This window comes from Xanthomonas floridensis, assembly GCF_001642575.1.
GTDB classification, from domain to species: Bacteria; Pseudomonadota; Gammaproteobacteria; order Xanthomonadales; family Xanthomonadaceae; genus Xanthomonas; species Xanthomonas floridensis.
This window is the reverse complement of the sequence record NZ_LXNG01000011.1, coordinates 115828-127968: the sequence shown is the minus strand read 5'-3', so window position 1 is coordinate 127968 and position 12141 is coordinate 115828. Positions and strand designations below refer to the sequence as shown.

The 12141-nt window shown below is 68.5% G+C and carries 8 protein-coding genes and 1 pseudogene; 5 read left to right on the top strand and 4 right to left on the bottom strand.

Going from position 1 to position 12141, the window contains the following annotated elements; genetic code table 11:
• The 3 genes and pseudogenes from A7D17_RS22680 to A7D17_RS07250 all read right to left on the bottom strand — a co-directional run.
• Positions 1 to 151: leucine zipper domain-containing protein (locus A7D17_RS22680; RefSeq protein ID WP_153041914.1), on the bottom strand; the 151-nt coding region annotated here is incomplete at its 3' end.
• An 82-nt stretch (positions 152 to 233) separates the two neighbouring features.
• Positions 234 to 1682, bottom strand: a pseudogene (locus A7D17_RS07255) (alkaline phosphatase D family protein); the annotation flags it as partial.
• Positions 1683 to 1870: 188 nt separating this feature from the next.
• Entirely contained in the window at positions 1871 to 3499 is a 1629-nt protein-coding gene (locus tag A7D17_RS07250; protein ID WP_064508480.1) for an alkaline phosphatase D family protein, read from the bottom strand.
• A 337-nt stretch (positions 3500 to 3836) separates the two neighbouring features.
• Here A7D17_RS07250 and rsmG point away from each other — a divergent pair, with 337 nt between their 5' ends.
• The 5 genes from rsmG to A7D17_RS07225 all read left to right on the top strand — a co-directional run bounded on the left by rsmG (position 3837) and on the right by A7D17_RS07225 (position 11650).
• The gene (gene rsmG / locus A7D17_RS07245) at positions 3837 to 4475 is read left to right on the top strand and encodes a 16S rRNA (guanine(527)-N(7))-methyltransferase RsmG (protein WP_064508479.1); all 639 of its coding nucleotides are present in this window, start codon (positions 3837 to 3839) and stop codon (positions 4473 to 4475) included.
• Between the two features lie 1507 nt (positions 4476 to 5982).
• Positions 5983 to 7797, top strand: coding sequence for a DUF885 domain-containing protein (locus A7D17_RS07240; RefSeq protein ID WP_064508478.1), 1815 nt, complete (start codon positions 5983 to 5985; stop codon positions 7795 to 7797).
• Positions 7798 to 8469: 672 nt separating this feature from the next.
• Entirely contained in the window at positions 8470 to 8853 is a 384-nt protein-coding gene (locus A7D17_RS07235) for a hypothetical protein (RefSeq protein WP_064508477.1), read from the top strand.
• A gap of 56 nt (positions 8854 to 8909) precedes the next feature.
• The gene (locus A7D17_RS07230; protein ID WP_064508476.1) at positions 8910 to 10175 is read left to right on the top strand and encodes a TolC family protein; all 1266 of its coding nucleotides are present in this window, start codon (positions 8910 to 8912) and stop codon (positions 10173 to 10175) included.
• Positions 10176 to 10378: 203 nt separating this feature from the next.
• Positions 10379 to 11650: an efflux RND transporter periplasmic adaptor subunit gene (locus A7D17_RS07225; protein WP_064508475.1), complete on the top strand. Its 1272-nt coding sequence runs from the start codon at positions 10379 to 10381 to the stop codon at positions 11648 to 11650.
• Positions 11651 to 11942: 292 nt separating this feature from the next.
• Here the strand turns inward: A7D17_RS07225 and A7D17_RS24515 are convergent, their stop codons facing one another.
• On the bottom strand, positions 11943 to 12101 hold the full coding sequence (locus tag A7D17_RS24515) for a hypothetical protein (RefSeq protein ID WP_162578016.1): 159 nt from the start codon (positions 12099 to 12101) through the stop codon (positions 11943 to 11945).
• Positions 12102 to 12141: the final 40 nt, after the last annotated feature.

The following is a 12141-nucleotide window of genomic DNA, read 5'->3' as shown; positions in this document are numbered from 1 at the left end:
CCTTAAAGCGCTTGAGCCATTTGTAGGCCGTTCGGACGCTGACACCGGCCGCATGCGCTGCTTCTTCCACGCGCAACCCATGAACAAGGATGCGATCCACAAGCAGGGCTCGACCGCGAGGGCTCAAGCGGGCATGTTTATGCAGGTTCATCCGGGGCTCCTGGGGGCTGGGTTGGCTTGATAACCCCCATCTTCCAGAGATGCCCCGGATGAACAACCTACTGAGAGATCACAGCTAGCGGTGAGGTGTTGGCGGCAGGCGCTGCCTTCTGGAACACCACGGTGGGGCCAAAGGTGGCATCCAGCGCGTTCGGCCCGAAGCTGCCGGCGTTGAGCGGGCCGCCGACGAATTCCCAGAACGGCTCGAACTGCTGAAACGCGGCGCGGTCCGGGTGGTAGTAATGGGCCGCGCAGTAATGCACATCGGCGGTCAGCCACACCGTGTTGCGCACGCGCGCACGGCTGATGAAGCGTAGCAGCGCGGCAATCTCCTGCTCACGGCCGCGCGGCACGCCGGGGTCGCCATTGGCGATCGCCTCCCACCGCGGGCGTCCACTGGCATCTTCGCCATCGGGCACCTGCAGGCCGATCGGCATATCGGCGGCAATCACCTTCCACTGCGCGCGCGAGCCGGCCAGTTCGCGCTGCAGCCAGGCCAGTTGCTCCGGTCCCAGGAACGTCGCGTCCGGCCCCGGAGTCGGCTGCAGGTTGTCGCTGTTGGCGCCGCGATAGCTGCGCATGTCCAGCACGAAGACATCCAGCAGCGGGCCGTAGCTGATCTTGCGATAGATCCGCCCACTGCCATCGGCGCGCACGCCACGCATCGGCGCGTATTCCAGGAAGGCCTGGCGCGCACGCGTGGCCAGCACCTGGATATCGCGCACCTGGTAGCGCGCATCCAGCTGCTTGCCCGGCGACCAGTTGTTGGTGGTTTCGTGGTCGTCCCATTGCCACAGCTGCGGCACCTGCGCATTGAAGCGGCGCACATGCTCGTCGAGCAGGTTGTAGCGGTAGTTGCCGCGGAATTCGTCCAGCGTTTCGGCCACCTTGCTCTTGGCCGCGGTGGTGAGGTTGCGCCAGCGCTTGCCATCTTCGACGGTGAGCTCGGCCGGGACCGGGCCGTCGGCGTAGATGGTGTCGCCGCTGTGCAGGAAGAAATCCGGGTTACGTTGGCGCATTGCCGAATAGATGCGCATGCCGCCGATGTCCGGATTGATGCCAAAGCCCTGGCCCACGGTGTCGCCGCTCCAGACAAAGCGCACGTCGCGGCGCGTTGCCGGCGCGCTGCGCAGATGCCCGTGGACCGGCGCACTCAGCACGCCGCTGTCGGCGTCTTCGAAGCGCACCCGGTAGAAGATGTCCTGGCCGCGCGGTAATCCGCCCAGGTCAATGCGCGCGGTGAAATCGTGGACAGGCAGCGCCATCGGCCCGTCCACCCGGCGCGCCTGGCGCAGGCTCGGGCGCGTGTCCCATTCCACCCGCATCCGCGCCGGACGGTCGGCCCGGCTCCACAGCATCGCGCGGCCGTCCAGCACATCGCCGCTCTGTACTCCGTCGGTGATCATCGGACGCCCGGAGGGCGCGGCCAGACTGCGCGTGGACCAACCGGTGGTGGCCGGCAGCAACAGCCCGGCACCCAGGCCTTGCAGCACGCGGCGGCGGACGGGATCGGAGGCGCTCATGGACGGGTCCTTCGGCTGGCGGGAACACCGTGCAGATGTAGCGCCGCCGTCTTACCGCCACGTGTCCACGGCCTTGCCCGAACACGGCAGCGCGATGGCCGGCACAGTGTTCGCAATCGTGCGCCGCCCGGCAGGCCCGCGCGTGGCGCGATCTGCCGAGACACAAACGTTGCCGCTGCGGGAGCGGCTCAGGCCTGCACGGCCCCCGGCCGGCCGTCCTCGACCAGGAAGCGTTTGGTGGTCGACACCGTGGCATTGCGGTCGCGCCGATCAGAGATGCCCTGCAAGCGTGTTTCCATCTGGCCCGGCGTCACTGTCACCGACACATAGCCACGCGTTTCGCCGTCCACGTAATGCACGTGCGGGTTGAGGGCCATGGTCTGCTGCAGTTCGACATTGCTCTGGCCGTCGGAGGTGACCGAGGTGCCGACGAATTCGGTGGCCAGTGTCGGTGAGGCGTCGTCGGCCGGGTCGGCTTTCAGGTCGGTGACCCAGTACGAGTGGATGTCGCCGCCCCAGAACACCGGGTTGCGCAAGCGCGTTTTCGCCATCGCATCGAGCATGCGGGTGCGCGTGGCGGGATAACCGTCCCAGCCATCGGTCCAGTGCCCAAGCACGCCATCGTGGCCGGACTGCCGCATCGGTGCCACGAGCAGATCCTGCGCGATCACGTTCCAGCGCGCAGGCGACTGCGCGAAGCCGGCATGCAGCCAGCGTTCCTGTTCCTGGCCGAGCATCGTGCGGCGCGGGTCGGTGCGTTCGCGGCAGCTGTCGTCCACCACGTGGCCACCGCGCCAGCCATTGGCCTGTGGGCAGGGTTGTTCGCTGCGGTACTGGCGACCATCCAGCACGTAGAAACGTGCCAGCTGGCCGTAATCCAGCGAGCGGTAGATGCGCATGTCCGCGCCATGCGGGCGATGCCGCGCGCGCAGCGGGAAGTGTTCGTAAAAGGCGCGGTAAGCGGCAGCGCGCCGTGCCAGGAAGGTGTCGACCGGAATCGACGGGTCCTGCGACCAGCGGTTGGCGTAGTCGTTCTGCACCTCGTGGTCGTCCCAGGTCGCCACGCAGGCGCTGCCGGCATGCAGCGCCTGCAGGTCCAAGTCGGTGCGGTAGAGCGCATAGCGGTTGCGGTAGCCGGCCAGGTCCATGCACTGGCCACTGCCGTGCGGGCGCACGATCTTGTTCGCCGCCTCGCCGTGGTTGCTGTATTCGTAGATGTAATCACCGAGGAAGAACACCAGGTCCGGGTGTTCCGCGGCCAGGTGGCGATAGGCGCTGAAGTACCCCAGTTCCCAGTGCGAGCAGGACACGAATCCAAAGCGCGCCGTCTCCGGCATCTGATGCGCTGCCGGCAAGGTGCGCGCGCTACCGATCGGGCTACGCGCGCCCAACGCCTGGAAGCAGTACCAGTAAGGCCGATCGGCGGCCAGGCCGGCCAGCTCCACATGCACGGCGTGGCCCCAGGCGGGGCGGGCGATGGTCTCGCCCTGGCGGACGATGGTGCGCATGCCCGGGTCGCTGGCCACCTGCCAGCGCACCGGCACCGTGGCGCTCAGGCCGCCGCGTCCGTCCGGGTCCAGGGGACGCGGGGCCAGCCGGGTCCAAATCACGAAGCCGTCGGCCAGCGGGTCGCCGGCGGCCACGCCCAGGGTGAAAGGGTCGGCACTGCCGCTGGCACGGGCGAACGGGCTGAGCAGCCCCGCGCCCGCCAGGCTGGCGCCGGCGATGAGCAGGCGCCGGCGGCTGCGATCCACGGTGGCAGGAGCGTTGTCGGGGGCGGGCAAAGGCACTGCGGAAGACGGGTCGATCAAGGACATGGGCACACAGGCGATCTGGCGAACGCGACCATAGTGCGACGGGCCGATGTCCGTTCAATGGCAGCCACACGGCTAGCGCTGCCGGTGCAGGCTTGCCCGCACCATCGATAGCGGACGGCGGATACGGGAAGTGCCACGGTGGCGGATGATCCTGCCAAAGCGATGCGCATGAGCCGGTGTAGCCAGGGGCGTCGTGGCTGCAGGTCCTGTGCCATCGCCAGGCCTGACGGTCGTGCTGGCAAGTTCACGCACGCCAGCTTCCTGTCCAAGCGCCAGGCATTGCCAACGCGCCCGGCACGCCCGCACCTGCGCGTCATCCAGCTGCGATAATCGCGGCATGAACGATGCCGCACTCGCCCCCGATGTCTCCGCCGCGCTCGAACGCGGCCTGCAGGCCCAATCCCTGGATGCGGCGTTTGCCGCCCCGCTGCTGCGTTACCTGGCCTTGCTGGTGCGCTGGAACAAGACCTACAACCTCACCGCCGTGCGCGACCCACGCGAGATGGTCACCCGCCATCTGCTCGATTCGCTGGCGATGCAGCCCTACATCGCCAGCGGCACCCTGGCCGACCTGGGCACCGGCCCCGGCCTGCCCGGCATCCCGCTCGCCATCACCCGCCCGCAGCTGCAGGTGACCTTGGTGGAAAGCAACGGCAAGAAGGCGCGCTTCATGCGCGAGGCGCTGCGCCATCTGGAACTGCGCAACGCCCGCGTGGCCGAATCGCGCGCCGAAGCCCTCGATGAGCCGGCCGCCTACGACCACCTCACCGCGCGTGCACTGGATACGCTGGCCGGCATCATCGACGTCGGCGGCCATCTGCTGCGCCCGGGCGGCAGTCTGTTGGCGATGAAGGGCGTCTACCCGCACGAGGAAATCGCGGCATTGCCCGCCGGCTGGACGATGAGCGAAGTGCACCCGCTGCAGGTGCCCGGCCTGGATGGCGAGCGGCACCTGGTGGTGGTGCGCAAGGGCTGAGCCAATCGGTCTCAAAGCGCCCTCACCCCAACCCTCTCCCGCAGGCGGGAGAGGGAGTGAATACCGCCCCCGACAGGCTCACCGCATCTCTTCCCCGGCCAGGCAGGCCAGCTTCCTTCCCCCGCCTGCGGGGGAAGGTGCCCGCAGGGCGGAGGGGGTAGCCGGCTGCAGTCCCGGCCACGCCAGGGCACCGACGCGCGCGCTCCCGCAGGCGGGAGAGGGAGTGAACACCGCCCCCGACAGGCTCACCGCATCTCTTCCCCGGCCAAGCAAGCCAGCTTCCTTCCCCCGCCTGCGGGGGAAGGTGCCCGCAGGGCGGATGGGGTAGCCGGCTGCAGCCCCGGCCATGCCAGGGCACCGACGCGCGCGCTCCCACAGGCGTGAGAGCGAGTGAACACCGCCCCCTACAGGCTCACCGCATCTCTTCCCCGGCAAAGCAAGCCAGCCTCCTTCCCCCGCATGCGGGGGAAGGTGCCCGCAGGGCGGATGGGGGCAGCCGGCTGCAGCCCCGGCCACACCATGTCACCGAGGCGCGCTGTCCCACAGGTGGGAGAGGGAGTGAACACCGCCCCCGACAGGCTCACCGCACCTGTTCCCCGACCAAGCAGGCCAGCTTCCTTCCCCCGCCTGCGGGGGAAGGTGCCCGCAGGGCGGAGGGGGTAGCCGGCTGCAGTCCCGGCCACGCCAGGGCACCGACGCGCGCGCTCCCGCAGGCGGGAGAGGGAGTGAACACCGCCCCCGACAGGCTCACCGCATCTCTTCCCCGGCCAAGCAGGCCAGCTTCCTTCCCCCGCCTGCGGGGGAAGGTGCCCGCAGGGCGGATGGGGTAGCCGGCTGCAGCCCCGGCCATGCCAGGGCACCGACGCGCGCGCTCCCACAGGCGTGAGAGCGAGTGAACACCGCCCCCTACAGGCTCACCGCATCTCTTCCCCGGCCAAGCAAGCCAGCTTCCTTCCCCCGCCTGCGGGGGAAGGTGCCCGCAGGGCGGATGGGGGCAGCCGGCTGCAGCCCCGGCCACACCATGTCACCGAGGCGCGCTGTCCCACAGGTGGGAGAGGGAGTGAACACCGCCCCCGACAGGCTCACCGCACCTGTTCCCCGACCAAGCAGGCCAGCTTCCTTCCCCCGCCTGCGGAGGAAGGTGCCCGCAGGGCGGAGGGGGTAGCCGGCTGCAGCCCCGGCCATGCCAGGGCACCGACGCGCGCGCTCCCACAGGCGTGAGAGAGAGTAAACACCGCCCCGGCAAGCTCGGCGCCTGCCTTCGCTGGATAAGCAAATCGGCCCCCTTCCCCGCCATCGACGAGCACACCAGCTCCCTTCCCCCGCCTGCGGGGGAAGGTGCCCGCAGGGCGGATGGGGGCAGTGCCTGACTCGCCCCGCCATATCAGTCCAGCACCGACACTCCAGCCATACCCGTGCGCCAGCCCGCGTTGGGACTTCCGGCCCATGGCAGCTCACGCGCGGGCTGCCATGATCGGGCGTTCGCTCCAGATCAGGCTTTCCGCACGTGACCTCTTCGCTCGCCACCGCCCTCGCGCTTGCCCTGTTGGGCACCTCGCTCGCCGCCACCACCCAGGCTGCCACACCGCCGGCTCCGGCCACGCTGACCGCCGAAGCACCGGCCGATGCACGCTTCCGCGCGATCTACGAGAAAGAGTGGGCGTGGCGGCAGGCCGAGACCGGCCAGGCCGATGAAGACACCGACACCACCGGCGACAACACCCATCTGCCCGACGTCGGCCCGGCCGCGCAGCAGGCGCGCCTGGCGGTCTGGGACGGCGTGCTCAAGCAGCTCGACGGCATCGACCCCAAGCAGCTCTCGCCGGCCAACCAGATCAACTTCGCCATCTACCGCCCGCAGGTAGAGAACCTGGCCGCCGAAGTGCGCCTGCGCGCCTACGAGATGCCGTTCAATTCGGATAGTTCGTTCTGGTCCAACCTGGGCTTCATGGCGCAGCGGCCGATGAAGAGCGCAGCCGAGTACCGCGCCTACATCGCGCGCCTGAATGATGTGCCGCGTTACTTCGACCAGCAGATCGCCAACATGCGCAGCGGCCTGGCGCGCGGCTTCAGCGTGCCGCGTGCAGTGCTCGATGGGCGCGATGTGTCCATCGCCACCGTGGCCGATGTCAAAGATCCCACCGAATCGACCTTCTACGCACCATTCAAGCAACTGCCTGCGCAGATCCCCGCTGCCGAGCAGGCGCAGCTGCGCGAACAGGCCAAGGCCGCGCTGCGCACTGCCGTCCTTCCGGCCTACAGCAAGCTGCTGACCTTCTTTCGCAACGACTACATGCCCAAGGCGCGCACCACCCTGGCGGCAGAAGCATTGCCCGACGGCAAGACGTTCTACCGCCAGCAGATCCGCGAATACACCACGCTGGAATTGACGCCCGAGCAGATCCACCAGATCGGCCTGGATGAGGTGGCGCGTATCCAGACCCAGATGAACGCGATCATCCAGCAGGTCGGTTTCAAGGGCAGCTTCGCGCAATTTTTGACCTTCCTGCGCACCGATCCGCAGTTCTACGCCAAGACCCCGCAGGAGTTGCTCGATCGCGCCGCGTGGATTTCCAAGCGCGTGGACGGGCAGGTGGGCAAATTCATCGGCACGCTGCCGCGCGGGCGCTTCACCATCAAGCCGGTGCCCGACGACATCGCCCCGTTCTGGACCGCCGGGCGCGGCGGCGCCACGACCTATTGGGTCAACACCTACAACCTGCCGTCGCGGCCGTTGTACAACCTGCCGGCGCTGACCTTGCACGAGTCCTCGCCCGGTCATTCGCTGCAGGGCTCGCTGGCACTGGAGCAGGGCGAGCAGCCGGCGTTCCGGCGCGAGAACTACATCTCTGCCTATGGCGAAGGCTGGGCGCTGTATACCGAAAAGCTCGGCCAGGAGATGGGCATCTACGAGACCCCGTACGAAGAGTTCGGCCGGCTCACCTACGAAATGTGGCGCGCCTGCCGGCTGGTGATCGATACCGGCGTGCACCACGACGGCTGGACCCGCGACCAGGCACTGGCCTATCTGCGCGACCGCACCGCGCTCAGCGAACACGAAGTCACCACGGAAGTGGACCGCTACATCTCCTGGCCCGGCCAGGCGCTGAGCTACAAGCTGGGCGAGATCAGCATCGTCAAGCTGCGCGCGGAAGCCGAGAAGGAACTGGGTGATCGCTTCGACATCAAGGCCTTCCACGACGTGGTGTTGCGCCAGGGCTCGGTCACCCTGCCGGTGCTGGAGCAGCAGGTGCGCGCCTTCATCGCCGAGAGCAAGGCGCGCCCGGCCGACACCAAGCGGGTCCGCACCGCGGCGCCGTGATGGGTAGGAGCACTGGGAGCGGCGGACAAGACCACCTGAAGAGCGTCTGATCTGTGGTTGGGCTGCAGGGCCCTTGCCCGCCCACCATCACGGGACACGCCGTGAATCCGTCCCTGGAGGCTCTTACGCGGCATCCATGCCGCGTAAGGTCCCGCGACGGTGGGCGGGCAAGGACCAGTCGAGATGGTCGGTATGCACGGTAGGAGCGGGGCTTGATGCGCGTTGTTGGATCATGACGCGCCGGTGCAACGTTTGATGCGCAACGCGCTACAAGCAGCTCTCACGCGACCACCGACCAACGTTTGGTGCGGTGCCTCGCCGCTTGCGGGACCGTGTGGCGGCATGGATGCAGCCATCGAGTCCCAGGGACGGGTTCACGGCGTGCCCCGCCAGTGGCGCGGGCACCGCACCCCCGACCCACCAAGGCTCTGCCCTGAGCTTCCGACCAAGAGTGGCTAACAAAATGTAGCGAGCGGTCGTTGGATGGGTGCTCAGACCCGGAGTGTAGGAGTGGACCGTGCCGCACCGAGCACCGAGCACCGAACACCGAGCACCGAGCACCGAGCACCGAACACCGACCGCACCCGCCTGGCGGCCGCGCAGTCGTTCTGTTAACCGCTCTTGGCGGCGCATGCGATTGTGTAACCACACCGGCCCGGATACGCTGCGCCCATGTTGCTTCGCCGCGCCCGCCTGTTGCACCCGTTGCTGCGCCTGATGGCGTTGGCAGTGCTGGTGTTGGGCGTGCTGGTGGCACCGGTGGCCTGTGCGCTGGGCGATGTGCATGCACTGGCGCACGACCAGGCGCACCTGGACGACAGCGCGCCGCACGGCCATGACGGTGCCGACGAAGACGGTGCCGGCGAGCGCGATGGTGCCGGCCTGCTGCATGCGCTGATGCACAGCGGGTATTGCCACGGGCACAGCCCGGCCATGCTGCCTGCAATGGCCTGGGGGCCCTTGCCGATGGGCACACACGCGCATCCGGCGGCGTTGACCACCGACTACCGATCGCACCTGATCGAGACCTTGTTGCGGCCCCCGATCGCGGCCTGATGCCTTGCCGGCGGCTGCCGGCCTGTCCATCAATCCCGATTCGCGGAGACACCCTCATGTGGTTGCGACTGGCGGCTGTTGCCGCCTTCGCGGTCGTGCCGTGCGCCATGGCGCAGGACGTACCGCCCCAAACCGTGCTGACCCTGGACGACGCCATTGCGCGCGTTGCCGCCAAGCACCCCGATCTGCGTCTGGCCGACGGCCAGCAGGCCGTGCTTGCCGCCGAGGCGCAGCGCGATGCGTTGCGCCCGCCGCTGCGCGTTGGCGCCGAGATCGAAAACGTGTTCGGCAGCGGGCCAACCCGCGCGCTGGATCAGGCCGAACTCACCGTCACCCTGGCCAGCGTGCTGGAACGCGGCGGCAAGCTGGATGCACGCCGCACGCTGGCGCAGGCGCGCATCGATGCGCTGGCCCCGCAACGCGCCATCGCGCGGCTGGATGTGCTGGCCGAGGTGGCGCGGCGCTATCTGGCCATCACCGCAGCCCGCCAGCGCCACACCATCGCGCTGGACACCCTGGCGCAGCGCCAACGCACTGTGTCCGCCGCCCGCCAGCGGCTGCAGGCCGGCGCCTCGCCCGAATCGGTCCTGCTCACCGCACAGGCCCTGCAGGCGCGTGCGGAACTGGACCGCGACCGTGCGCAGCTGGAACTGGCCGCGGCACGCCGGCAACTGGCGCTGCTATGGGGCGCGCGCAGCATCGAGGCCGACCAGACCGGTGGCGATGCCCTGCAACTGCCGGCCATCCCCGAGTTCGAAGTGCTGGCGCAATTACTCGACAGCACGCCGGAGCTGGCGCGCCTGAACAACGAGCAGCGCCTGCGCGATGCACGGCTGCAGCTGGCCCGCAGCCAGGCCAGCCCGGATCTGGACTGGCAAGTGGGTGTGCGCCGGCTCGAAGGCAACAACGCCACCGCGCTGGTCGGCAGTGTGTCGCTCGCACTGGGCAGCGCCGGTCGGGCGCAGCCGGATATCCGCGCTGCGCAGGCCGAGCTGTCGCTGCTGGACATCGAACGCCAGTCGCAGGCCTTGCAGCTCTACGCCACCTTGGCCGATGCGCACGGGCGTTACCGTGCCGGCCAGCTGGAAGTGGCGCGCATGCGCGACGAGGTGTTGCCGGCGCTGGCGCGTGCCGATGCGGCAGCCGAACGTGCCTACCGCGCCGGTGCCACCAGTTATCTGGACTGGGCGCAGCTGCAGGCGCAGCGCAGCGATGCGCGGCAGCAGCAACTCGCTGCCGCAGTGGAAGCGCAGACCGCCTTGATCGAGATCCAGCGCCTCACCGGCCAACCGTTTGTCGTCACCGCGCAGGCAACCCCATGAGCGCGCGCACGGTGATGTCCACGCATGGATATGCGCTGAGTGATTCCCTGCTGCCTACCGGGGTGGTCGCCAAGCACGCGGCAATCGCATTGCACACGCGGGGTGACCGCCATGGGTGCACGGCCGCCAACGCGCGCTGCGCGCCTTCTCCATTCGCTGCACTGGCCGGCGCGCTGCGCCGGCCTTCCAAAGGAGTTCCATCGATGACGCACTCCATTTTTGCGCCGCTGCTGCTGGCGCTGCTGCTCGGCGGTTGCGCCCGCACCGAAGAAGACGGCCATGCCCATGCGGGCGGTGAGGCAGGACACAGCGAAGAGGGCGGCAGCGATCATGCCGACGAAGCGGCCCAGGGCGCGCACGGCGGCCGCCTGCTCAGCCAGGACGGCGACAGCGTGGAGCTTGCGATCGCCGAAGACGGCCGCCCGCCGACGTTCCAGGCCTGGTTGTATCGCGACGGCAAACCGTTACCGGCCAGCGCTGGCAGCGTGCAGGTCAGGGCCACGCGGCTGGGTGGCAAGGTCGACACCTATCCACTGCGTGCGCAGGCCGACGGAAGCCTGCTCGCCACCAGTGAGGTGGGGGAGCCGCATTCGTTCGATGTGGAAGTGCGCGCCAGCGTGCAGGGCAAGACGCATCGCTGGAGCTATTCCAGCTACGAAGGCCGCACCACGATTGCCGCCAGGATCGCGCAGGACGCCGGCATCCGCGTGGCGCCGGTGGGCGCCGGCAGCATCGCCGATCAGCATGAAGTGCAAGGTCTGCTGACGCCGGCAGAGGGGGCGCAGGCGCAGGCGACCGCGCGCTTCCCCGGGCCGGTGCGCAGCCTGCGCGCCAACGTCGGCGATCAGGTGCGGGCCGGCCAGGTGCTGGCCACGGTGGAGAGCAATCTGAGTCTGACCACCTACGCGGTCACCGCGCCAATCGGCGGCACGGTGCTGGCGCGTAATGCCAGCCTGGGCAGCAATGCCAGCGAAGGCCAGGCCTTGTTCGAGATCGCCGATCTGTCGAGCCTGTGGGTGGATCTGCACATCTTTGGCGCCGATGCCGGGCATATCGCCGCCGGCGCGCCGGTGACGGTGACGCGCATCAGCGATGGCGTGGTGGCGCAGACCACGCTGGAACGCGTGTTGCCGGGCACGGCCACGGCCAGCCAGAGCACGGTGGCACGCGCGGTGTTGCGCAATACCGACGGATCGTGGCGGCCAGGGTCGGCGGTGAAGGCGCGGGTGACGGTGGCCCAGCAGCCGGCAGCGATGGTGGTGCCGGTGGGGGCGATGCAGCGCTTTCGCGATTGGGACGTGGTGTTCGTGCAGGTGGGCGAGGTGTACGAGGCTCGGCCGGTGACGTTGGGCGCGCGCGATGCGCAGCAGTTGGAAGTGGTGTCGGGTGTGGCGCCGGGCGATACGGTGGTGGTGGAGCAGAGCTATCTGGTGAAGGCCGACATCGAAAAGTCGGGGGCATCGCATGATCATTGAGCGCGTTGTGGTGGGCGGCATTGCGTTGTCGAGTGGGGGCGTTTGTCGGATACGCGGGGGCATGCCAGCGTCAAGGCTTTCGCGCCTTTTCAGACTAGGGCAAGGGCTTTTGCGCCCTGTTGGGCTAGGGCAAAGGCTGTCACGCCCTGGCGGGCGCGAGTCACTTTTTCTTTGCTTGTGCAAAGAAAAAGTAACCAAAAAGAAAGCACACCCCGTCCTCGCGCCCTCCGCGCCTGCGGCGCTGCGGGTGCGCAAGTCCGGCAGAAATTTTTGTAAGGGACATCCCTGTCCCTTACAAAAACGTCGCGCGTCCATGCGCGCCGCCCTGCGGGTTGTATCTGCCGGCCTTGCCGCTGCGGTATGGGGCCCCGAAAGCAAACAGCAACAGCAACAGCAACAGCAACAGCAACAGCAACAGCAACAGCAACAGCAACAGCAACAGCAACAGCACCAGCAACAGCCTTGGTGCTGGTGTGCGGAGGGGTGTTTGT